Source organism: Psychrobacter sp. WY6, assembly GCF_018448495.1.
In the GTDB taxonomy this organism is placed as follows: Bacteria; Pseudomonadota; Gammaproteobacteria; order Pseudomonadales; family Moraxellaceae; genus Psychrobacter.
In genome coordinates, this window is record NZ_CP049902.1 from 1,288,642 (window position 1) to 1,313,152 (window position 24,511).

At 42.9% G+C, this 24,511-nt stretch carries 14 protein-coding genes and 9 pseudogenes; 8 read left to right on the forward strand and 15 right to left on the reverse strand.

Features of this window, described 5'->3' with window-relative positions:
* Positions 1 to 68 precede the first annotated feature (68 nt).
* A pseudogene (locus tag G7Y90_RS06405) lies at positions 69 to 1,094 on the reverse strand (aldo/keto reductase).
* Between the two features lie 61 nt (positions 1,095 to 1,155).
* Complete coding sequence (locus G7Y90_RS06410; protein ID WP_250163700.1) at positions 1,156 to 1,653, reverse strand: FKBP-type peptidyl-prolyl cis-trans isomerase; 498 nt, start codon at positions 1,651 to 1,653, stop codon at positions 1,156 to 1,158.
* Positions 1,654 to 1,801: 148 nt separating this feature from the next.
* Here G7Y90_RS06410 and G7Y90_RS06415 point away from each other — a divergent pair, with 148 nt between their 5' ends.
* Both G7Y90_RS06415 and G7Y90_RS06420 read left to right on the forward strand, forming a co-directional pair.
* Positions 1,802 to 2,473 (forward strand): DUF1294 domain-containing protein, encoded by a 672-nt coding sequence (locus G7Y90_RS06415; RefSeq protein ID WP_250163701.1) that lies wholly within the window; start codon positions 1,802 to 1,804, stop codon positions 2,471 to 2,473.
* A gap of 215 nt (positions 2,474 to 2,688) precedes the next feature.
* On the forward strand, positions 2,689 to 3,300 hold the full coding sequence (locus tag G7Y90_RS06420; protein WP_250163702.1) for a glutathione S-transferase family protein: 612 nt from the start codon (positions 2,689 to 2,691) through the stop codon (positions 3,298 to 3,300).
* A gap of 161 nt (positions 3,301 to 3,461) precedes the next feature.
* Here G7Y90_RS06420 and lspA read toward each other — a convergent pair whose 3' ends face one another.
* From lspA to G7Y90_RS06445, 5 genes and pseudogenes are all read right to left on the reverse strand, one after another.
* A complete protein-coding gene (gene lspA, locus G7Y90_RS06425) occupies positions 3,462 to 4,109 on the reverse strand; it encodes a signal peptidase II (protein ID WP_250163703.1) in 648 nt (215 codons plus the stop codon).
* Positions 4,102 to 6,944 (reverse strand): annotated as a pseudogene (ileS, locus tag G7Y90_RS06430) (isoleucine--tRNA ligase). Before ileS ends, lspA begins: the two are co-directional and overlap by 8 nt.
* 425 nt (positions 6,945 to 7,369) lie before the next feature.
* Positions 7,370 to 7,932 (reverse strand): annotated as a pseudogene (locus G7Y90_RS06435) (protein disulfide oxidoreductase).
* A 143-nt stretch (positions 7,933 to 8,075) separates the two neighbouring features.
* Positions 8,076 to 9,194, reverse strand: coding sequence for a carbon-nitrogen hydrolase family protein (locus tag G7Y90_RS06440; protein ID WP_250163704.1), 1,119 nt, complete (start codon positions 9,192 to 9,194; stop codon positions 8,076 to 8,078).
* Complete coding sequence (locus G7Y90_RS06445; protein WP_250163705.1) at positions 9,149 to 9,712, reverse strand: GNAT family N-acetyltransferase; 564 nt, start codon at positions 9,710 to 9,712, stop codon at positions 9,149 to 9,151. Before G7Y90_RS06445 ends, G7Y90_RS06440 begins: the two co-directional genes overlap by 46 nt.
* 582 nt (positions 9,713 to 10,294) lie before the next feature.
* Between G7Y90_RS06445 and G7Y90_RS06450 the strand changes: the two genes are divergently transcribed.
* Positions 10,295 to 10,924, forward strand: coding sequence for a BLUF domain-containing protein (locus G7Y90_RS06450; protein ID WP_201602099.1), 630 nt, complete (start codon positions 10,295 to 10,297; stop codon positions 10,922 to 10,924).
* 97 nt (positions 10,925 to 11,021) lie between these two features.
* On the opposite strand, the pseudogene G7Y90_RS06455 reads toward G7Y90_RS06450, so the two are convergent.
* Positions 11,022 to 12,391 (reverse strand): annotated as a pseudogene (locus G7Y90_RS06455) (D-2-hydroxyglutarate dehydrogenase).
* 562 nt (positions 12,392 to 12,953) lie between these two features.
* On the opposite strand from G7Y90_RS06455, the pseudogene serA reads away from it, so the two are divergent.
* Positions 12,954 to 14,170: pseudogene (gene serA, locus G7Y90_RS06460) on the forward strand (phosphoglycerate dehydrogenase).
* Between the two features lie 210 nt (positions 14,171 to 14,380).
* Positions 14,381 to 14,554, forward strand: coding sequence for a hypothetical protein (locus G7Y90_RS06470; protein WP_250163707.1), 174 nt, complete (start codon positions 14,381 to 14,383; stop codon positions 14,552 to 14,554).
* A gap of 234 nt (positions 14,555 to 14,788) precedes the next feature.
* On the opposite strand, the pseudogene trhO reads toward G7Y90_RS06470, so the two are convergent.
* The 6 genes and pseudogenes from trhO to G7Y90_RS06495 form a co-directional block, all read right to left on the reverse strand.
* Positions 14,789 to 15,869, reverse strand: a pseudogene (gene trhO, locus G7Y90_RS06475) (oxygen-dependent tRNA uridine(34) hydroxylase TrhO).
* Between the two features lie 265 nt (positions 15,870 to 16,134).
* Complete coding sequence (locus G7Y90_RS06480; protein ID WP_198329678.1) at positions 16,135 to 16,635, reverse strand: DUF2569 domain-containing protein; 501 nt, start codon at positions 16,633 to 16,635, stop codon at positions 16,135 to 16,137.
* Positions 16,636 to 16,781: 146 nt separating this feature from the next.
* Positions 16,782 to 17,363, reverse strand: coding sequence for a tetratricopeptide repeat protein (locus G7Y90_RS06485; RefSeq protein WP_045443681.1), 582 nt, complete (start codon positions 17,361 to 17,363; stop codon positions 16,782 to 16,784).
* 507 nt (positions 17,364 to 17,870) lie between these two features.
* Complete coding sequence (gene metW, locus G7Y90_RS06490; protein ID WP_250163708.1) at positions 17,871 to 18,542, reverse strand: methionine biosynthesis protein MetW; 672 nt, start codon at positions 18,540 to 18,542, stop codon at positions 17,871 to 17,873.
* Positions 18,539 to 18,844 (reverse strand): annotated as a pseudogene (locus G7Y90_RS18910) (homoserine O-acetyltransferase); the annotation flags it as partial. The gene metW and the pseudogene G7Y90_RS18910, both read right to left, overlap by 4 nt.
* 153 nt (positions 18,845 to 18,997) lie before the next feature.
* Positions 18,998 to 19,943 (reverse strand): annotated as a pseudogene (locus G7Y90_RS06495) (homoserine O-acetyltransferase); the annotation flags it as partial.
* 522 nt (positions 19,944 to 20,465) lie between these two features.
* Between G7Y90_RS06495 and hemH the strand changes: the two are divergent.
* A pseudogene (gene hemH / locus G7Y90_RS06500) lies at positions 20,466 to 21,484 on the forward strand (ferrochelatase).
* A 200-nt stretch (positions 21,485 to 21,684) separates the two neighbouring features.
* Entirely contained in the window at positions 21,685 to 22,500 is an 816-nt protein-coding gene (locus tag G7Y90_RS06505) for a BPSS1780 family membrane protein (protein ID WP_250163709.1), read from the forward strand.
* A gap of 118 nt (positions 22,501 to 22,618) precedes the next feature.
* Here the strand turns inward: G7Y90_RS06505 and G7Y90_RS06510 are convergent, their stop codons facing one another.
* Positions 22,619 to 22,954, reverse strand: coding sequence for a hypothetical protein (locus tag G7Y90_RS06510; RefSeq protein ID WP_250163710.1), 336 nt, complete (start codon positions 22,952 to 22,954; stop codon positions 22,619 to 22,621).
* Between the two features lie 225 nt (positions 22,955 to 23,179).
* Here G7Y90_RS06510 and G7Y90_RS06515 point away from each other — a divergent pair, with 225 nt between their 5' ends.
* Positions 23,180 to 24,475 carry a right-handed parallel beta-helix repeat-containing protein gene (locus G7Y90_RS06515; RefSeq protein WP_250163711.1) on the forward strand — a complete coding sequence of 432 codons (1,296 nt, stop codon included), beginning with the start codon at positions 23,180 to 23,182 and terminating at the stop codon, positions 24,473 to 24,475.
* The last annotated feature ends 36 nt before the right edge of the window (positions 24,476 to 24,511 follow it).

The following is a 24,511-nucleotide window of genomic DNA, read 5'->3' on the forward strand; positions in this document are numbered from 1 at the left end:
GCGATTTGCGCCTTTTTTGTTTACTAAATACTCAAACATTAATTTATAAATGCTTTACCTATATCAAACTAAGGTGATGGATTGGGATGCTGTGTATGCACGGCTTCAATCGCTTCTAATATTTCTGAGCTTAAGGTTAAATGGATACTATCGATGTTGGATTTTAGCTGCTCGATTGTAGTAGCGCCAATAATGTTACTGGTAACAAATGAGCGTGAGTTAACGAAAGCTAGTGCCATCTGTGCCATATCTAAATCTGCATCTGCCGCTATTTTGGCGTATTGAGCGCAGGCTGATAGCGCTTCTTCATTGGTATAGCGCGCAAAGCGATCATACATCGTCAGACGCGCACCCGCTGGACGTTTGCCATCGAGATATTTACCAGATAAGACACCAAAGCCAAGCGGTGAATAAGCCAATAGACCTACATTTTCACGGTGCGTAATCTCGGCCATAGCGACTTCATATAAGCGATTTAGCAAACTATAAGGATTTTGCACCGTGATAGGAGCGATCAAACCATTTTTATCAGCCTCCCATAGATAGCGCATCAGTCCCCAAGCGGTGTCGTTCGATAGTCCATAAGCGCGAATACGCCCTTTTTTAATCTCATCATTTAACGCTTGAATGGTCTCTAGAAATGGTGTCAAATCATCTAATGGTTGCGATGCCATCTCTTCGGTATAGCCAAGTTGACTAAAAAAATTTGTTTGGCGTTCAGGCCAATGGAGCTGATAAATATCAATATAATCGGTCTGCAAACGCTGAAGATTGCCATCGATGGCGCTGCTAATATGTTCGGCATTAAAACGCGTTTGCCCATCACGCAAAAAATCCATCGGCGATTTTTGCTAGCAAGGATAACTTTATCGCGCTGTTTGGTTTTATTAAACCATGTGCCCATGAAGCGTTCAGTATCGCCTTGCTTGTCTTTATCTGGCGGCGATGGATACATTTCCGCCGTGTCCCAAAAATTCACCCCTTCGCTTAGCGCCATGTCCATTTGTTCATGTGCTTGGATCTAGGTATTTTTGTCCCCATGTCATCGTGCCTAAACAAATCTTAGAAACTTTTTCATTGAGTTGTGGCAACATTTGATATTGATATGAATGTCCTTTGTAAATGTATTTTTATAGCTGACAGTTTTTCAAGCGATTACATGAGCTTTATACCAGTGACACCAGGCGGGGTAACTTTAAAGATTTTTACTTTAAATAACAGGGATTGTCCGGCAAGGGGATGGTTAAAATCCACTTCGACTTGATCGTCATCGAGTGCACTAATCGTACCCGGCAGCGTGTTTTTGCCTTTGTCTTCGAACTCTACCATCATGCCGATTTCTGGATTATCAGCGATTAACGCAAACTGAGTACGGCTGAAATGTTGGATGTTGTCAGGATTCCAATCGCCAAATGCCTGCTCCGGCTCAAGGTGGGCAGAGCGCGTGTCACCTGCGCGCAGGTTCATTAATACCTGCTCAAAGCCAGGTAACAAACTTTCATCACCAATGGTGAGCGTCACAGGCGCATCACGGCTAAAGGTAGAATCAATCATCGTACCGTTCTCTAGTGATACTTCAAAGTGCAGCTTTACAAGGCTGCCAAAACTGATACGGGTGTCTTCATTGGGATTGATAAATTGTGAGTCGGTCATAGTCAACAGCCATTTATTACGGGATTAGGAATTGGTTTGGCAAATAATATAAGAAATGATAAGCCATCTTGGAGAGTATGTAAGCGTAAATAGTGTAACGCAAATAGTGTAATATATTTGGCAATTCTAAGAGCAGGCAAGGGTTTTTATGGTAAATAAACAACAAGGTCACATTAAAAAGTGGCAAGACGACAAAGGCTTTGGTTTTATCGAAACACAGAATGGTGATTCAATATTCTTTCATATCAATGAGTTTAAAGCGCGCCGTCGCCCTGAGGTCGGTGAGCCAGTTGTTTTTACGTTTGGGCAAGACAATCAAGGGCGTATGCAAGCAAAAGATGTACAAGAACTGAGCTTTGTGCAGCAAAAAATGGCGCAAAAGAATCAGAAAATCCGTCAGCGTAATCACAAACGTAGCATGCAAGCAGACTTTGAAGCAGGACAAAAGAAACGTTTGTTCCTTGGTGTGGGCTTTTATGGCGTATTAATCTTGTTGGCTGCCATGAACAAGCTCAGCTGGCTGGTCGTGGGTTGGTATGTGGCCTTGGGTCTCATTACTTATATGATGTATGCCAAGGACAAAGCCGCTGCTCAGAATAATGATTGGCGCACACCTGAATCAACCTTGCATCTGCTAAGTGCGCTGGGAGGTTGGGTGGGCGCGATAGTTGCGCAAACGTATCTACGCCACAAGTCGCAAAAGCCTGAATTTCGAGTGGCGTATTATTTAACTGTCGTAATTAATATGGCGGGGTTATTGTTTATATTGACAGGGGGAGGCTTAGCATTTTTGCAAGGATTACTTGATTCTTTGGTATAAAAGCACTTGTTTATTTATCATAGTGAGCGGTGTAGTTTTGATGTTTAATGCTTAAGTCTAAAATAAACGGCTGATGAAACATCAAAGTTTATATCTTGAGTGGCTGGTTGCCGTGCATTGGTATTTTGTGCGAGTATGACGAATCGTACGCAATGAGCACGATTTTTCAGAATAAACCTTAAATGGATTTCATTAATAATAAAAGGCGAACGTAAGTGATTACTTTATACAAATATAGCCATCCAAGTCGCGCTGAAACGGTCATTTGGGCATTACAGGAGCTGGGCTTAGAATATGAGACCAAAGAAATAGATGGCAAAAAAGGGGAGCAGCGAAGTCCTGAGTTTTTAGCCGTTAACCCCTTTGGTAAAATCCCTACCATCACACATGAAGGCAAACACTTTACTGAGTCGTTAGCTATTATTGAATATCTCAATGAGTTACACCCTGACAAACCTTTGACACCAAACACAGCAGATGAGAACTTCGCTGAGAAAAACTATAAACTTCGCCAAGTAATTTCATTTGGCATGATCGAGATTGAGAGTTATCTATGGATACTCACCAAAATCAAGGTATTAGACAATTATGAAAACTGGCCTGAGGGCACCGCTAACAACTGCCTGAAGTGTATCCAAAAAGCCCTGCCGATTGCTTATGCTTGGGTAGATGAGCAGGAGTATATAGCGGGGGACAGCTTTACGCTGGCAGACATTTATTATCAGCATTTGTTTTCATGGTTGAAGATGCTGGGTGTTGAGTTGCCTGAGCAGGTTCAAGATTATCTTGGAAAACTATCGAAGCGTGAGAAGTTTCCTAAGAGATAATCAATCATGAATGTAAGCTGTTGAGAGTGGCGTATAGGCACAATACTCTATGCTAACTAATAGCCTTTATCAGAAAAAATGATGAATAAAAAAGGTGGGTTACGACTGAGTAACCCACCTTTTTATTTATAAATTGAATTAATATCTCTAGCTGTAGACGGTTACGACCGTGGCATTTCACGCTTTTTTTCTAAAAACAGCATGTCAATGACAATCAACGCCACACCGATACTAATGCCCATATCCGCAATATTAAAGATAGGGTAATGCCAGACATCAGCGTTGTGTACATGGATAAAGTCGATGACGTGACCATGTAGCAAGCGGTCAATGAGATTGCCAATCGCACCGCCGAGCACTAGCGCTAGACCTGTCGATAGTAGCTTGGCTTGGCGCGGGGCTTTTATCAGGTAGCCAATTAAAAATAGCGACATTATCAATGCCAATCCCGAAAAAAACCACTTCTGCCAACCACCAGCATCTGCCAAAAAGCTAAATGCCGCGCCATAGTTGTATGCCAATGTCCAATTCAGAAAAGGCTCAATCACAGGCACTGGCTCATGAAAAGTCAGCTTAGTTTCAGCCAGCCACTTCGTCCATTGATCGATGATTAGCACGACCAACGATAGGAGATACCACGTAAACGCACGACGGCCATTCGCAATCATTTTTGGCGTCTTATTCAGACGACTTTTCGGTGTCGTTGAGCTGCCTGTGGTTGCATGAGCTGGCTCAGGTGATTTATCGACTTCACCATATGGCGGCTTGTTGTCTGATGATTCTGTTGAGTTAGGCGTATGGTTAGGCATAGTGGCGCACCTCACCATCACCGCTGACGTTAGTCACGCAGCGTGCGCATAATTCTGGATGTGCACTATCGGTACCGATATCATCACGGATATGCCAGCAGCGTACGCACTTGGTGCCAGCTGCGGCGCTCACATTGACCACTAAGTCTACTGATTCATCCGTGCTGGCGTCAGTTTGCTCATCTGTGCTTGTTTTATCGGCAGGAGCGTCGCTCATAGGTTTCAAAGTTGCGCTACTAGTGATTAGTACAAAGCGCAGCTCTTCACCCAGCTTGGCCAAGCTTTCGTGCATTGCACCGTCAGCATATAGATTAACATCGGCAGACAAGTTAGCGTTGATGATTTTTTCACACGTGCCGTTTCGATATGTTTATTGACCATATCCTTTGCCAACATGATACGTTGCCAGTCATCGTTGCTGATCGCGCTTAGCTCAAATTCTGGAAATGTATACCATTCTTCAGTAAATACATAATTGTCAGCGCCATGCAATACTTCCCACGCTTCTTGTGCCGTGAATGACAAAATCGGCGTAATCCAGCGAATGAGCGCCTGAACGATATGATAAATAGCCGTTTGCGCAGAGCGGCGTGGCTGTCCATCAGTCTGAGTCGTATACTGACGATCTTTGATAATATCTAAATAGAAGCTGCCCAAATCTTGCGAGCAGAACGCAGTAATATGCTGGGTGACTTGGTGAAAATCCATGGCATCATAAGCACTGATGATTTGTGCTTGCACGGTTTGCGCGCGCTCAATGATGAATTTATCAAGGCTGACCAGCTCATTGATATCGACGCTGTTGGTCGCAGGATCAAAGTCATCGGTATTGGCAAGTAAGAAACGCAGGGTGTTACGGATACGGCGATACATATCGATTGCACCTTTAAAGACCGTTTTACCTGCGCTCATCTCATAGCGATAGTCGCTTGAGGCAATCCACAAACGCAGCATGTCCGCGCCTGTTTTGTTGATCTCTTCCTGCGGCGTGATGATATTGCCCAGTGATTTACTCATCTTGCGACCGTTTTCATCAACCACAAAACCATGCGTCAGTACTTGCTTAAATGGTGGGCGACCGTATATGGCTTCGGTCAATAATGAAGTCTGGAACCAACCGCGATGTTGGTCAGAGCCTTCCAAGTAGATATCTGCTGGATTGGTCAATTCATCGCGCTGCTCAAGGACCGCAAAATGCGTCGTGCCAGAGTCAAACCAAACGTCTAAGGTATCGGTTGCTTTATCATAGTCAGCAGCCTCGTTGCCTAAGAAGTCTTCACAGCTGGCATCAAACCAAGCTTCCACACCGCCCGCATCGATTTTTTGTGCAGCGACTTCCATCAGCTCAAGCGTGTTTGGATGCAGCTCGCCTGTTTCTTTATGGGTAAAGAAAGTAATCGGCACGCCCCATGTACGCTGACGTGAGATACACCAATCTGGTCGACCCGTCATCATGGCTTCGATACGGTTTTGTCCCCATGCTGGTGTCCAGCTTACTGCTGGGATATCTGCAAGCGCACGCTCACGCAGACCTTTGGTTTCCATATTGATAAACCACTGCGGCGTTGCGCGGAAAATAATCGGTGACTTATGACGCCAGCAATGCGGATAGCTGTGCTCAATCTTGGTATGACTGATTAGATGTCCATTGTCATGCAGTGCGGCGATGATTTTTGGATTGGCCTTATAAATGTGCTCGCCCGCAAATACCGCTGCGCTGTCCAGATAAACGCCCGTACCACTGACTGGGTTTTCAACGGGTAAGTTATATTTAAGACCGACGATATAATCGTCAAGACCGTGACCGGGTGCTGTATGGACGAGGCCAGTACCACTATCTGTGGTTACGTGATCTCCTAGGATAAGCGGTACTTGACGGTCTGCAATCAGTGGATGCTGGGCACGCAAGCCTTCAAGCTCGCGCCCAGATACGGTCGCTAGCACGCCTTGATTGCTAAGTTTGAGTTCCGTTAATGCTGTTTCAACCAAGTCCGCGGCTAATAGCAAATTACCTTTTTCAGTCGCCACCACGCTATAGTTGTGTTCAGGATGTACAGAGATGGCTTGGTTAGCAGGTAGCGTCCAAGGGGTCGTCGTCCAAATAACAGCGGCGATATTGCCTGCTACATCAGCCAACGAGGCAACCTTATCCGTATCTAAAACATCGAAGCTCACATAGATAGCATCAGACACTTTATCTTGGTATTCCACTTCCGCCTCAGCCAGCGCAGAGCTACAGTCTAAGCACCAGTTGACCGGCTTCATACCGCGAGTCACATGACCATTGTCATAAATTTTGGCCAATGCGCGCACGATGTTGGCTTCTTGATGGAAGTTCATCGTTAGATAAGGATTGTCCCAATCACCAAACACGCCTAGACGTTTAAAATCCGCCTTTTGCAATTCAATCTGGGTACTCGCATACTCGCGGCACAGGCCACGGAATTCAGTGGCGGAGACTTTTTGACCAACCTTGCCGACTTTGGCTTCGACCTTTTGCTCGATAGGCAGACCATGACAGTCCCAACCAGGGACATAAGGCGCATCAAAGCCGGATAGCGTTTTTGACTTCACGATAATGTCTTTGAGTACTTTATTAACCGCGTGACCCAAGTGAATCTGACCGTTGGCGTAAGGAGGGCCATCGTGCAAAATGTATTTGGTCGCCCCAGCACGTGCCTGACGAATTTTGCCGTACACATCATCCGCTTCCCAAGCAGCAAGCCAATCTGGCTCACGCTTGGCAAGGTTGGCACGCATCGCAAATGGCGTATCGGCAAGGTTTAGCGTGTCTTTATAATCTTGGCTTGGCGTATCAGTACTTTTATCAGTCATAGAAGGTGTCTTTTTAGAAAATGGATTAAAAATCGATGTAAAGTCAGATGTGACATTTAGGGTAATGCTTAGCTGGCTGCTTAACCGTTGATGATCGCTTTCTCACTTATAATATATCGCTGTGCATCAACGTCATAAATATGCTTACGTCAATAATAAATGCTATCGAGACGAATGCAACATAAAATATGCTTATGGATAATAAAATACCGTGATAGCAATAAACTAAAAAGAGGCAATGAGATTGCCAGCTATTATATGACAAAAAGGCTAGGGTAAAAAGAGCTGGTCAGTATTGTCCTTATTTTAGCCAAAACCAATCATTTATATGAGTGATGCATCACCTATTGAATCATACGGATGGCAAGTGCCATTGTCTATCGATTGGGCTCTAAATAATTGGACTCTAAATAGCAGGCTAAGCGTTAAAAAACGGATGATAACCATAAGCGCAATTTAAGCGACCATAAGGGTTGAATGCCCGTCAAACCTTGAGTCATCTCGCCATTCTTTAAGATGACATACGAAGGTGTCACTTGTCCTTGCCAATCAGCGAAGATGCTGCCTTCTTGATCATTTATCGTCGTAAAGCGATAGCTGTTTTATTAAGGTAGCGGTGCAGCTCTTGGTCAGTGCTTGATTTAATGGCAATCGTAACGACTGGATAATCATTTGCGGCGGCAAGTTTGTCTATGGTCGGCGAGGTGATACTACAAATGGGACACCACGTGCCCCAAAAATACACCAGCGTTGGTTGTTCATTGCTCAGCGCCGCTAAGTCAACGACTTGCCCTTGATAATCGGTCAGTTGCAATTGCGGGTTGGCGGGCATGATAGGCTGTCGCCACCAATTGATAGCGGTATAAATAACAGCAAATACCAAGCCATATATGAGTAGGTTTTTAGCGATAGACAACCCCTTTTGCTTGGGTGTTTTCTTTGGCTTTTTAATGGATTTTTCAGTATCAGTATCAGTATCAGTCGTCATAATGGCTGCTTTTTTGCTATAGGTTTTGTATAAACGGCTTTGATAAGTAGTTGTTGATAGATAAAAATAAACGGCTGAAATGTCAGCCGTATTACTCATAAATTTTATTAAACCGTGTTCAGTGTTGGTTTTAAAGTGACTGATTAAGGTTTTTGCGCACGGTTTTGTAATGGGTCACCGAGCAGGACACTACCAGAGTTTTCGAGGCGCTCATCATCGCTTAGCTTACTGGCTGATACTTTAGATTTTCTCTTCCACTTCAAACTATACAAGTCGTCACGGCGATCAAGCAGATTATGTACCGAGCCTTCGTTACGGACATGAATAAGCTTGTCTAAGTTCACATCTGAGAAAAATACCATCTCAGTGTTGGCGGTGGTTTCTGCCATAATCGCATCATGCGGGAAAGCAAAATCTGATGGCGAGAAGATAGAAGACTGTGCGTATTGAATATCGAGACTTTCAACCTGTGGTAAGTTACCAACCGAACCACAAATCATCACATAGCATTCGTTTTCAATCGCACGTGCTTGGGCGCAGTGGCGCACGCGTAGATAGCCGTTTTGCGTATCTGTCCAAAAAGGCACGAACAAGATATCCATATCATCAAGTGCCATGAGGCGGGCAAGCTCAGGGAATTCAACGTCATAGCAGACCAAAATACCGATACGACCGGCATCGGTATCAAACACCTTGACCTCGTCACCGCCTTCGATGACCCAAGCGCTACGCTCATGCGGGGTAATATGGATTTTGCGCTGCTCTTCGACCGTACCATCGCGGCGGCACAAGTAGCTGACATTATATAACGTATCGTCCTCGTCCAAGTACGGCATCGAGCCTGTAATGACGTTGACGTTGTAGCTGACCGCTAAATGCGATATCTCATTTTTAAACCATTCGGTATAACCGGCCAAAAATCGAATAGCGACGTTTTGATCCGTCGATTCACACAGACCCATCAGCGGTGCGTTAAAGAACTCTGGTAAACAAGCAAAGTCAGAATTGTAATCAGCCATAATATCGACAAAGAATTCGACTTGCTGCAGCAGCTCTTCAGGTGACTCGACTTCACGCATTTGCCATTGGATACCACCAATACGCACCTCAGACTTACGAGTGTTTGGCTTATAGTCCTGCGGCTCGTAATAAATATTTGCCCACTCAAGTAAAGTAGCAAAACCTTTAGATTGTTTATCGTCAGGCAAATAAGCCGTTAAGATGCGCTTGACGATAAAGCCATTTGAGAGTTGGAAAGACAATGCAGAATCATGAATTTCACGAGCCGCGACGGCTTCAATATATCGCCAGGTGTGAGATCTTGATGGTTATGATAGTTCGGGATACGACCACCAGCCAAAATAGCTCGGAAGTTTAACTGGCGACACAGCTCTTTACGGGCATCGTATAATCGACGTCCTAGGCGATAACCACGGTATTCAGGGTCGATCAGCGCATCTAAACCGTAAATAGCATCGCCTTCAGGGTTGTCTCTGATAATCTCTTTATGACCAATCAAGTCGTCGTAGGTGTGCGGGTTAGAAAACGTGGCATAATCAACACGCATAGATAACACGATACCAATCAATTGATCATGATCAAATAAAGCGATCTGACCTTCAGGGAAGGCATCGATTAAGGTATTAATAGTGTTCTTTGACCATGCACCGCCCAAGTTGACATAGACGCGATCCATCAGTGCTTTTAATTGTGGATAGTCTTTCTTCTTGATTTCAGCGATGGTTAGATGAAAGTCGTCTAGTTTTTCTATTTTGCTCATAATGTTCCTGCTTTGGATCTTTATTAATTTTAGTGATATCAAATAGCATGCGTTGCCACAATTTGGTTGGCAATTTTTTGTGTAAAAAAAGTGATAAAAATATTCCAATCATAAAATATTACCGTTACAATAAATTATCATTGTATTTACAATAAGTTATGAAGATAGTTTATCTTATAACTTCTGTCAGCTTTGGCGTTACTGATGTGTTTTTTGAACCTCATATCATTTTAAAGTAGCTATAAATTTAAATTAAAGTGACTATAAATTGAAGTAACTATAAAATTTTTCATAATGTTCACAAACAGTCGTTGGGGTTAATACAAGCCAAGTGTTTGGTACAGATTTTAACCTGAGGGTGTCAGTACAGATATTCTGTTAGCTTAACATTATTTTTAAATATCATATCTTAGAGCGCTTGGTTTTGATCTATTTGTTTTGCTGGTTATCATAACAAGCTACTCAAGTAATGACAGTTTAACGTGGTAACTATTTGCTACGTTTTTGTGAGTCGCTGTCTTTTTTCATTGGGGCATCGTTTTGTTTAGCCGTATTTAATCGGCTTTTTAGGATTGTTTTATTATGCCCTCAAGTCACAACAATAGAGTCAGTAGCTGGGATGAGATAGAAGACTCAGCGCTGGTTCAATTGGTGTATGTTAGTAGTTTGACACTTGTCTCACGTTTAAGCGCCTCTATATTTGATGAAGTAGAATGTCATGCGCGTAACTATAATCAACAGCATGGCATTACAGGTACTCTATGTTATGGTAGTGGTCATTTTTTGCAATGCATCGAAGGTGAGAAAGCGCACGTATTTGCCTTAAAGCAACGCATATTTGCGGATAATCGTCATAAGAATACTGAAATATTGCTGTTGCAGACGATAGAACATCGCCGTTTTGCGGATTGGCGTATGCGCTTATTATTTTTAGAGCGTTGGTTATGGTCACCAGCGAGCAAAAAGCAAGCTGCACAGTTATCGCCATATTTGCCATTTGCGCCGCATAATTGGTCACCTGATCGTACCGAGAATTTTTTACAAATCATCAAAACCTTTGATACGCCGCCACATATCAAAGCGGCTGGTATTACCTATAATGCACTGGGCAATATGTTTCGTCATATCGCCGCCCCGCACCAAGCATTTTTAATCGTTCAAGGTTTTTTAAGTGTGTTATTAGTGGTAGCGCTAGTGTTGTTATTTTTATAAATAATCGCTTTGATAAGCCAAAAAAGACGCTAAACCATCACGTTTAGCGTCATTTTTTATGCCATTTTAATTATGAGCTTAATCATTGAATAAGCACTTACATATCAAAAATCTTGCCACGGTTCATAATATTATTTGGATCAAAGACTTTTTTCACCTCTCGTAAGTACTCAATCTCAGTCTCACTGCGGCTATAATGTAGATACGGCTTTTTAGTCATACCGACGCCATGTTCAGCCGAAACCGAACCGCCATACTTCTGTACCGTCTCAAAAACGTGTTGTTGACGATTTGACACTCTGCAAAGAAATCATCTTTACTCATGTTTTCAGGCTTTAGAATATTAAGATGCAAGTTACCATCACCGATATGACCGAACCAGCAAACCTCAAAGTCAGGGTAGTTACTGCTGACGATGTGATCAATCTCGGTGATAAACTCAGGGACATAGCTTATCAGTACAGATACATCGTTTTTATAAGGCGTAAATACTGAGATGGTCTCAGAAATGTATTCGCGCAATTTCCACAGCTCTTCAGCCTGTGCCAAGCTCTGGCTCATGACACCATCGACGACCCAGCCTTGCTCCATACAATGCTCAAATATCGCCATGGCTTTATCCATGATAGGCTCGTATGGTGCTTCAAACTCTAATAGCGTATAGAACTTGGTGCGCGACTCAAATGGCTCTTGTACTTGACCATGTGCCATCAACTTATCAATCGCCACATCATCAAAGAATTCAAACGCGGTCAAGTCAATCTTCGCTTGGAAGGCTGATAGCACATTCATGACATCATTAAAGCTGTCCATGCCCAGTACCATGACATTTAAGTCTTGCGGCTGACGCTCAAGCTTAACTTGTGCATGGGTCACAAGCCCAAGTGTGCCTTCGCTACCGATAAACAATTGACGCAAGTCATAACCAGTGGCGTTTTTGACCATACCGCGGTTGAGCTGCAAGATATCGCCTTTACCAGTGACCACTGTCAGCCCCATAATCCATTGACGAGTCATGCCATAGCGTATGACTTTGATACCGCCTGCATTGGTGCCAATATTGCCACCGATTTGACTTGAGCCAGCTGAGGCAAAGTCGACAGGGTAGTACAAGTCTTTAGACTCTGCGAATGATTGCAACTGCTGAGTAATGACGCCTGCTTCGACTTCAACTATTCGATCGGCTGGATAAAACTGTCCGATACGGTTCATTTTATCCATACTGACGACAATCTCGCCATTGGCGGCGACGGCACCAGCTGACAAACCGGTACGACCGCCACTTGGCGTTAGTACCACATTGTGCTCATTGGCAAGCAGTACAATCGCTTGTACTTGCTCAGTAGTCTTCGGAAAGACGATGGCAGCAGCAGCAGGCGCAAAATGCTTAGTCCAGTCTTTGCCCCAATGCTCTAAGCTCTCAGGGTCGGTTTTGATTTGGATGGCGTCAAACTGATGAACATCCATCAAAGTGCTCAAAATAGTTTGAACAGCAGCTGTTGTATGGGTTGCAGAGGTGCTTTGGCTAGATAAAGAAGTCATGGTCAAATCTCGGTATAAACGTAAGCGCTATGCCTAAAGGGGATTATTATATCGCTAAATGGATATAAACATAGCCACATAGGTATGTTTATATAGTACGTTTATATGATTATAAGTGAGCCAGTAAAGCAATGATAGAAAGATGTCATGTTGCGTGCTTATATGGCGGTAAATGGTAAAAAATAGTTTAATAAACGTCGAACAGCGTGATTTACTATAGCATAAAAATTTTTCAGGCTTGATAACCAATAATTCATCTAATCTGCTAACATCGCCGCCCAATTTTGTGTAAGATATCCAGACTGTTTTCGTTTCACCCACCCTATAGTTAAAGCATTGGTAAGTGGTTACGACGTTAACCTCATTTAATGTACTCAGTGTATGGTTTGCGCTTGGTTACTTTGTACCTACTTTAAACGGCTTCGACTACAGATTATCCCTCAGATAATTTTACAAGACAATTATAGGACAGTTCTCATATGGCGTTATCACTACAAAAAGAAAAATCCGGTTTTTATGCTTGAAGGTCTACATGACAATGCTTTAAAAGTATTGGAAGGAGCTGGTTATCATAACATCGAGAATATCAGTCACGCATTAGATCAAGATGAGCTGATCGAAAAGATTAAAGACGCTCACTTTATCGGTATCCGTTCGCGTACGCAATTGACACGTGAAGTACTTGAGCACGCGCACAAGCTCATCGGTATTGGCTGCTTTTGTATCGGTACTAACCAAGTAGACTTAGACGCCGCTCGTGATTTGGGTATTCCCGTCTTTAACGCGCCATACTCAAATACCCGTTCGGTGGCTGAATTGGTATTGGCCGAAGCCATCATGCTATATCGCGGCATTCCTGAAAAGAACGCGACCGTACATCGTGGCGGTTGGGGCAAGTCTGCGACCAACTCACATGAAGTACGTGGTAAGACGATCGGTATCGTCGGTTATGGTTCTATCGGCTCGCAACTGTCTGTCTTGGCAGAAAGCTTTGGTATGAAAGTCATTATCATGATGCTGTGACCAAATTGCCACTAGGTAATGCGGTACAAGTAGGTAGCTTAGAAGAGCTACTATCAACGGCTGACATCGTGACTTTGCATGTACCTGATGTACCAAGCACCCGCTATATGATGAAAGCTGAGCAGTTCGCCCATATGAAAGACGGCAGCTACTTCATCAATGCCGCTCGTGGTACTTGCGTAGAGATTGATGATTTAGCCGCTGTGCTTGAATCTGGTAAAATACTGGGCGCGGCGATTGACGTGTTCCCGAAAGAGCCAAAATCAGCTGATGAAGAGTTTGAATCTCCACTACGTAAGTTTGATAACGTTATCTTGACGCCGATATGGTTCAACGCAAGAAGCGCAGGCCAATATCGGACTTGAAGTCGCTGATAAGTTCGTTAGATACTCTGACCAAGGTGATACGGCAACCGCAGTCAACTTCCCAGAAGTTTCTGTTCCGTTCAAAGAAAACTCACACCGTCTGCTACATATTCATAGAAACGTACCAGGCGTGCTGTCACAGATTAACCGTCTGTTTGCAGAAGCAGGGATTAACATCCTCGCGCAAAGCCTGATGACAGAGGGCGATGTCGGTTATCTAGTGATGGATGTTGATTATAACGATTCAGATGCCGCACTAGATCAACTAAAAGACGTAGAAGAAACGATTCGTGTGCGTATTTTTTTTAAGTTATAGTGATAACTTATTCATAAAAAAGAGGCTAATAAGCCTCTTTTTATTTTTAAACTATTATTCAGTAAATGCTTACGATATCATTACTACTCAATTGTTGATTAATTATTCATGGACTACTACAGGAACATATTATGTCAATGGTTTGGCTTCTGCACAGCATCTGATGACCAACTAGAAAATATAATTAATGGTAATATCGACCTTCATGAAATGCGTTGGAATACTGACAATCAGTATGAAAATTTCATTCAAGAATCATTCGAGTTTTATTCCATGGAAGTGCTAGAAATTTGGGAAGTGGTGATTACCCGTTATCCAACTTATTTTTTAGCAAAGGAAGATAAAGAGTTTTATGAGGCACAGGAAGGTTTTATACGATTCTGATGCAGTGACGCAAATTGTATCAGACTTTCAAGAGACAGACTTAAATGAAGTGGTATCAGATAGGGTTATGCAGAAGATCAAGATGTAATTAACCTGTTCCAAAAAGTTCAAAAACTATTTGAGTTCGCAAATGAGAAAGATATTAATGTGATAGGTTTCATAATTTAAAGTAATGTGGCAAGTTTTCTTACAATAAATCTGCCACATTTTTTAATAGACAATATTTACTTGCAATTATTTTTTAGCTTGATTAGCGTCTTCCGCTTGACGACGTGCTTCAATTTTAGCGGCTTTGCGTTTCTCAATCACATCAATCACATCACTACCAATATGCGCTTCGCCACGTTTCTTCGCCAGCTGCATTTGATGCTCGCGCTCACGAAAGCGTGCTTTTTGCTCGTCGGTCGCTTTATCAATGCAGTGTGGGCATGACTCGCCTTTGATGTAAGCAAGGCTTTGCATGTCATCGACAGTAATGGGCATACGGCAGGCGAAGCATTGCTCATAGTTGCCTTTTTCTAAGTTATGATTGACCGACACGCGGTTATCAAAAACGAAGCAATCGCCTTGCCACATAGAGTCGCTGGCTGGGATTTCTTCTAGATACTTCAAGATGCCGCCCTCTAAATGATACACCTCTTCAAAGCCTTGCTCACGCATATAAGCAGTCGACTTCTCACAGCGTATACCACCAGTACAGAACATCGCGACTTTTTTATGTTTGGCTGGATCCATCTCTTTTGCGACGTATTCTGGGAACTCGCGGAACGTTTCGGTATTTGGATTGACGGCATTTGGAACGTACCGATTTTAACTTCATAATCATTACGGGTGTCGATAAGAATGACGTCAGGGTCTGAGATTAACGCATTCCATTCGCTTGGTTTTACATAGCGTCCAACTGATTGCAATGGATCAATATTCTCTACGCCCATTGTAACGATTTCTTTTTTGAGCTTCACTTTGGTACGATAAAAAGGCTGAGCATCGGTATAAGATTCTTTAAAGGTAAAGCTACCAATCGCTTCGATACTGCGCAGATACTCAAGGACGTTATCGATACCTTGGCGTGTGCCAGAAATCGTACCATTAATGCCTTCATTGGCAATCAATAACGTGCCTTTGACATCATTATCGAGCATATTATTTAAAATTGGCTCGCGGTATTGCTCAAATCAGCAAAACGCGTGAACTTATATAGAGCGGCAACGACGATGTTATTGGTGACGCTATCGTAGGCTGGGGCTGATTTGTTGTCGGTGACAGTGCTGTTTTGGATATTGCTAGCTGTATTATGGTCTTGAATGGTACTCATTTTTTTCTCCTGCTGGCTAGGTCGCAAACCTAGTGCGTTGGGTTTAAGGTGCTTTTTAAAATTAACGGTTGAAACTAATTGGTAAGATTCATAACACTAGCGCAATTGTGGAATTGGCTAATGGGGGCGTAGTGTAGCAAATTTTGCAGAGTTTTTGAACATAACTCATACCCATAATGTTCGCAATATGAAGATATAGTGTACGAAAAACCTCTCATGGATTGAAATCTCTACAGTTGAAACAAAAAATAGGTAATTGTAGTCATCACAGTTCTTTCACAAAAGTAGCTTGTACTCGCTTCGAAATAAGAATGTAGGGTATCCATATAAGACAAGCGACAAGCGTTCGAACCAGCTCTTTAGTCGTATCAGGATCGAAAATAGGATCATTAGGGAAAATAATTTTAACCGCCATCGCATCGATAATGATGAATACGAGAGTAAACAGTAGAATGCCGATATAGAACTTTGGAAAGACAGCCTTCTTCAAGAAGAATAAGAATCCAACAAATATCCATGTGAGCACTAATGCACCATTAATAGTCATTTCTGCTAATATGATTGGCGCCCACATAGGATGATACGCTTCGGTTCCTGATGAGGTCAATATATCCCAAGAACCATCTTTGAATATTTCAGAATAAAGTGGAAAAATAAGAAAGATGATTCGTAAAGGTGAAGCTACTATCCCAAGAGCAACCAACCACAGCCAACCGCCTATCCCTTCTAACGGTTCTTCGCCTATCCCTTTTAAGTGTTCTGCCACCAAATTCTCCTTTAGTCATTGATTTAAAATTAAGCTGTAACTAGTAAACGTTGTCTCATGATAAGTCAACCTAAGCTGATATTATAGATAATAAAAAACCCAGCAGTTACGCTGGGTCTTTATTGTCTCAAATTTTATTAACTGGTTTACTTACTCTGGAACCAAGTATCCGCTTTGCTACGAGCGCTAGCGATATCTGAGCTTGATAAGTTCAATGCCAATTGTCCGATTTTACCGCGTGCTTTATTACGTACTTTTTCATCAAGCATACCATCACGGGCAGCCAAATCGTACCATTTATAAGCATCGACGAGATTTTTTTGCTTTTCATCGAGCAATGCAAGGGTATAGCTGGCACGGTTATCGCCACGCATAGCGGCTTTTTCTAACCAAACTTTCGCTTGTTGCAAGTTAGGCTGCACACCTTCACCACGCAAATACATGATGGCAAGATTCAACTGAGCAGGGGCAACGCCTTGCTGAGCCGCTTTGGTATACCACTGGATAGCTTGTTGGGTATTCTTTGCAATGCCTTCGCCTTTCTGTAAGCGCTTGGCTAAATAAAACTGAGCGTGATCGTTACCTTGGGCAGCGCGGTTAGACAGTTCACTAACTGGCATTAGCTCAAAACGTGACGTATCAAGTGGCACGTTTGATATTAACTCAGCGTTTGCTAGACCTGCACAAGAAAATAAGGCAGTAAACAACGCAGCTTTTAATAATTTCATAGCAGCTCCAAAATTAGGCAGTTAATAAGCAAAAAAAGTTGCACCGCTAAAAGGGTTTAGACGGCGATAACAATTAGGTGAAATCTTGCGATACCAACTTACCTAATCATTAGCAATATAATTAATCGATGTGTTGTGGCAAATTCCTTTAATCGAACCGATAAACGGTCAGAATCAGGGTGCGATTGACACTATTTTGCTAGCTTAACACCCAAACTTACGAAACTCAAATACTAATTACATGATTTAATGCTTATTCATACCTCATTGTCCTCAATAAAATCATAGAGTTACTTAAGCGTAAGAATAAATTAATAAGTCATTAAGGTTAAAATTTGTATTTATGAGTCGTGCTACCGCTTTGAACCAATGCTAGGGCGTGTCTTCAATTCAATCGATTATCTTCTAAATGGGCAAAAATGATTAAATTTTGCCAAACATCGTCAAATAGCTTAGCAATATCTCGATATTATTTGCGCTACTATCCTTATTTGACAGCAATTTATCTCATTTTATCACCATTTTTAAAATGAAGACACGCCCCAGGTAGATAAACCTATTATTCAGGTTTTTGTTTGGTGACACGATAGATATAGCGACGTCTGCCAATAGGTTGGGTGCTTGGCGTATCAATGCTTTCATAAGTGACGTATGACCTTTTTCAGAATCGCTGACGGCAAAGCGGTTGACGATATGAATATCATGCTGGGCGCAAAGCTGCTCAAAATCCTTAAACGTACACAGATGAATGTTTGGGGTGTTATACCACTCATAAGGCAATGCCTCTGAGACAGGCATCATGCCTTTAAGCCCTAAATGAATGCGGTTTTGCCAATGAGCAAAATTGGGGAAGGTGATGACGGCTTCGCGGGCAATACGTAGCATGTCAAGCAAGAGCACATCAGGCGATTTCACCGCTTGCAGCGCCCGTGCCATGACGACGGTGTCGAAACTGTTATCAGCAAAACGTGCCAGACCATCATTCAGGTCTTGCTCGATGATAGATAAGCCTTTGGCGATACCATCATTGATTTTTTCTTCGTCAATCTCAAGTCCGTAGCCAGTGACGCCGCGATTTTGTTGTAAATGCGCGAGTAGCTCACCATTGCCGCAGCCCAAGTCCAGTACATGTGAGTGCGGCGCAATCCAGCGCTCAGCCAATTGATGATCCATTCTCATGAGCGTGCTCCTGCTTTTTGCTGGCTATTTTGATTTGTGCCTTTTGCTGGCTGTTTTGATTTGCTGTCGGAGATAAATGGCGCAGTCAAAAATCCTCGGACGGAACCCATATAACGAGGAATATCAAATAAGAAAGAATCATGACCATGCGGCGCATCGACATTGATGTAGCTAACTGGTTTGCCAGTGGCCATCAGTGCATCGACAATCTCTTGTGAGCGCTCGGGTGCAAAACGCCAATCCGTGGTAAATGAGACCACCAAGTATTGGCATTGTGTATGGGCAAAGGCCGCTTTGAGCGCAGACAGCTCTTGCTGACGATTCTGTTCACTCTCATCTATTGTTGCCACCGTATCTTCTAACGCAGGTTGCGTGCTTTGTTTACTAGATTCGACTGATGTGGTGATTGAGTCCTTAAGCTGCGCTGCTGTTTGTCGAATCTGTTGCCATGGCTGATGGATAATCACGTGTTGGATCAAAATAATCCAAAGCTTTGGTCATGAGCAAATAAGTATTGGCATCGAAGTTTTCGCTAAAGCGCTCACCTTGATAGCGTAAATAGCTCTCCACTTGGAACTCAACATCGTAGCCATACATAAATTTGCCAGACTTTAAATCACGACCAAATTTCGCCTTCATCGCGTCATCGGTTAAGTAAGTGATATGCCCAACCATCCGAGCCAATATCAGTCCGCGACGAGGGTAGGTGCCTGCTTGTAAATAACGTCCCTCTTTGAAATCAGGGTCGGATAAAATGGACTGCCGCGCCACTTCGTTAAAGGCGATATTCTGTGCTGAGAGCTTTGGCGTGCTGGCAATGACCACGCAGCGTTTTAACCGATTTGGATAATCAACTGACCATTGCAGCGCCTGCATACCACCCATTGAGCCACCAACAATGGCATGCCAAACGTCAATACCGAGACGATCTGACAGCATCGCTTGGGTTTTTACCCAGTCCTTAATAGTGACGAGCGGAAAGTCAGGACCATAAACTTGCGGCTCACTGGCTGGATTGTTTTTGTTTAAACTGTCTTTGTCTAAACTGTTTTTGTTTACATTATTCTGGTCTGAATCGATACTGTCAGGATTAATCGTTGTTGGACCGGTAGAGCCGAAACAGCTGCCGATGTTGTTGACACATACGACATAAAAATGATTGGTATCGATGGCTTTATTAGGGCCAATCATATTGTCCCACCAGCCAGCCTTTTTATCATCAGCACTATGAAAACCTGCCGCGTGATGACTGCCGGATAGGGCGTGGCAAATGAGTACCGCGTTTGATTTATCACTATTTAGCGTGCCATAAGTTTCGATGATTAAATCAAACGATGGCAAAGTACGATTACATTCTAACGTCAACGGCTCAGCGAAATGAAAAATCTGAGGCGTGACAATGCCGACTGAACCGACTGAGTCAACGGGATTAACTAAGCTGGCCGAATGAAGCGTATCTGTCGGGGACTGGTCACTGGTATTATTAGGGCGTGCGTTCAAAGCTACCTCGCAAGACAACAATCATCAATAAAATAAAAAGGGCAAACTGTCGATAGGCAGTGTTGCCAATACTGCTTTGCCGACACTGTTTTCTAAATGTTTTTCTTACAATGTGCTTGCCTATTGTATGGTGATGCGCGTAGGAGTACAACCGTCGAGCGAGTCTTTTGGGCATAGTCTTTTAAGCATGGTTCTTATGGACGATGGGTGGTAGGCAGAGAAGGGTTGGGGTGAATGGATGATTGATGACTATCCATAAATAGCAATAAATAGCAACTAAGTATCAAATTGTATAAGGGTGCTTTTACCATGCGTTATTAATGGATAAAATGCTACACTAATAAAGCATTTAATCAATCATGACTTAATAATCTTTTATCGCATATTCTTCTTTAATTAACCTAATAATAAAATAGTGCTGCTATGAAACCTGAACTGCCTCCCCGTATTGCCGTCCTATTAGTGAACCTAGGTACGCCAGATGAGCCAACAGCGCCTGCCGTACGTCGTTACTTAAAACAGTTTTTGTCTGACCCCCGAGTAATTGAGATTCCGAAATTCTTGTGGGCGATTATTCTCAATTGTTTGTATTGCCAAGCCGCCCTAAACGTGTGGCAAAAGCCTATGCCAGTATTTGGGAAGGCGACTCACCGATTCGTAAGATACTAAAGAGCCAAGTGGAGCTATTGGAACCACGGCTTGCAAATAGTGCCGCACCATTTCGGGTTTCTGTCCATCCGGCGATGAGCTATGGCAATCCTGGTTTGCCTGATGTGATGGATACCTTGCGCGGTGAAGGCGTTGATCACTTTGTTATCTTGCCATTATTTCCACAGTATTCCGCTTCCTCTGGTGGCGCTGTTTATGATGCACTGACAAAGTGGACGCTCAAGCAGCGCAATTTGCCGAACTATACTATTGTCAAAGATTACTTTGCGCATCCGCTGTATATTCAAGCATTGGCTGATTCGATTAGCCGCTTTCAAGCAGAGCATGGCAAGCCTGACAAGCTGATGTTTAGCTTCCACGGCATCCCGCAGCCTTATGCTGATAAAGGCGATCCCTATCCTAAGCGTTGTAAATGTACCGCCGCACAAGTGGCTCACGCGCTTGGTCTAAAAGATGACGAATGGATTATCAGTTTTCAATCACGCTTTGGCAAGCAAGAATGGGTCAAGCCCTATACCGATGTGGTACTAGAAGATTGGGGCAAGTCAGGTGTGCGCTCGGTACAAGTCATTAGTCCGGCTTTTTCTGCTGATTGTCTGGAAACGCTAGAAGAGCTGGCCATCGAAAATCGTGAAAACTTTCTCCACGCGGGTGGACAAGAATATCACTATATTCCCGCATTGAACTTGGATGAGGCGCACATTGATTTGCTCGAAGCGCTTAGTGCGCCATTGGTCAAAGGCTGGGCGGGAACGCTAGATGGTTGGGCTTGATTAATTGAATTTGTAAGTTATAAAAAAATACCGGACATCATGTTCGGTATTTTTTTGACTAAATGATTTGAATGAATTTGATTAAAATAGAATAAAGTTGGGATTTTTGGTGACTGATATGTAAAACTATGCCAAATAAACCTTTGTTTCATTGTCATTGTTAGTTTCACGTTTGCTTAACTTTTTTTTTGAGGATAAAAATGTCCAGCTCCAATTATTCACAACCTTCTGTGTCTCTACAAAAACCCGATAGTCAACCACCGAATTTACCGCCCACTGACGAGTATGGCGGCCTATTACCGCAGTTATTGGTAGAACCTCGAATGTGCCAAGCAGGGTGGGGTATAAGTTGGATTACCAAAGCATTTGCAATATTTAAAGATCAATTTTTATTATGGTTAGCTATTGGTGTTGTTTATTTAATCATTGCTATGATTGGTAGTAGCGTACCCGTGGTAAATTTCATCTTCCCTTTTCTTTCCTTTGTGTTTGTTGGTGGAATAATAAAAGGTTGTGCCGATCAAGCTGTAGGTAACGAGCTGAGATTTGACCATCTTTTTTCAGCCTTTTATACGCATCTCAAGCCATTAGTTATTTTATTCGTCTTGTATTTAGTGGCTGTTATTGTTGCAATGATACCTATGCTGATTATATTCGGTGGTATGGCTTTGTCTTTAGCTCAGGAGTCAAGTGACGTTGCGATTGCAGGTATGGTATTGAGTGTTTTATTGGTTTTTGTACTATTATTTCCTGTACTTATGGCTATCTGGTTTGCACCTGCTTTAATTGTGCTTCACAACATTGAGCCTGTTCAGGCAATGAAAATGAGTTTTAAAGGGTGTTTAAAAAATATCTTACCATTTTTCGTTTTTTGGTTGATTGCTCCTATAATAATGATATTGATGGTAGTTTTTACACTAGGGCTAGGTATGCTAGCACTGCTTCCAATAGGTATGATTACCTACTACACCAGTTACCGAGATGTTTGGACAGATCAGCCATTGTCAGCGCTATAGTTGGTTGCTCAACAGACCCTGATATCAGAAGTACGGTAAGCACAATAAAAAAGCACGCTCGATATAACGGGCGTGCTTTTTTGTTATGAGAGAGCTTTTTTATCATGAAAGAGCGTGGTTAAAAATCGTCATCATTACTACGTTCCGCCGCGTCTCTATCAGCGATATCGACAATATCTGGATAATCGCTGTCATCCAAATTATCGTCCACTAGTACTTCATCGATTCGCGATTCGTCTATATTTTGATGATGCATGGGTGTCAGCCCTTGAATCGCATCACTGCCGGCTTGCGAGTTGTCAAATCCTGCGCTATTGTCAATGACATCATCATTATCAATGGTATGCAACATAGGGTCAGCCAAATCAATTTCTTGGCTGTTATTATTGACGTCCGTATCACCTTCAATGTGATCCATTGCTTCTGGTAATGGGCTTTTTGAATTGTCCATCATAGTTTTCCTCATTATTGATAGTTATTATTAATGGATGTGACTGATTTATTTATTAAGATTTATTTATTAAAAGCATTGTGATTTTATTAAAAACATTGTGACGTGTTATGACGCTTGCTAATAGTAGTAAGGTGTCACAGGATGTTCAAAAAATGTAAGACGGTCAGTAAAATTAGTACCCCTCCTAATAAAATAATAAGACTTTATAAAATGAGAAGACTCTATATGTTATCTCCTAATAAATTACTACTGACTGCAACCTTGATAAGCAGTGCGCTAGGTCTTATCGCATGTGAACGTTTAACGTTTGCCAGCAATGATGTAGGACTGGATGAAGGCATAGCAAAGCCGCCGCTTGTGATTGATGCCAAACTGCCAAAAGCCACGACAGCCATAGACTGCGCACAATTAACGCCGAAGCAAATAGTTAAGGTAAAAGGTCACAGCGTACTCAGTGCAAGCTGTGATTTGACAGCCAAGTCGATACGCTTTGAGTTGAATGATTCGCACAGCTCTCTCGACTGTCAGGGCGCACTACTCAGTACTCGCGCTGATGATGCGTCAACGGCCAGCGCAATTATGATTAAGCCCAAAACAGATAGCGCTATCGAAGATATTACCGTTGCCAATTGTCATGTGGATGGCTATGGTCATGCGCTACATATTCGCCAATATAGCCAGCCCAACCAGCGTTATGCGCGCGGCTTGATAGACCCTGCTGCCAATCGTGCGCTTGCACCAAGCGATATTCGTGTGATTAATGTGAGTAGTCAAAACAGTATCAATAGTGGCATATTCGTCGGCGATCATGTGCATGGAGTGAGCTTTGATAAAATACGTATTCAAAACGCAGGCACCGTTGGGTTATATCTGGAATTTGGTAGCCGCGATAATGTGATTCAAAATTCGGTGTTTGTCGGTAATGGTTTCCGTACCTTTAAGCCCAATCGTGAGGCCATTGCCGTGGATTCGTCGAGCAATAACCGTATCGAGAATAACCAGTTTATCCATAATGGGGCAGGCAGTATTTTGCTGTATCGCAATTGCTTTGAGCATGCCGATGATCAGGCGCGTGGTAATCATTTTAAGCGTACCGAGTCAAGCCGTGACAATATGATTCGTGGCAATACTTTTAACGATGAGCCAGTCGGGGTTTGGGTGGCGTCAAGGCAGTCGCGCAATCTCAAAGGTTTTGAATGCGGTGCTTATTTGCTGAAGCAAACGCCATTTGCCAGCTATCATTTAGACAGTGCTAAGGACAATCAGATCATTGATAATCGTTTTGAGCAAGTAGCGCAGGGCATTGTCGTGGAGGGTGACGGCACGCTAATAGCTGACAATAAGTTTGCAGCGAACGTGCGTTTGCCCATTCATGTCGGTTCTGAGATTCGGGAGGACAGCGCAGCAGGGGCAATAAAAAACACCATTATTAAAAACAATATTTTTACTGGCAAAACTGCCGAGCAAGCTATAAAAATTCGTGAGGCAAGCAAAACGGCTACTCATATTGAGCAGCCGTAAGTGTGGTTTTATATTAAAAAAGCGTTATCGGTAAAC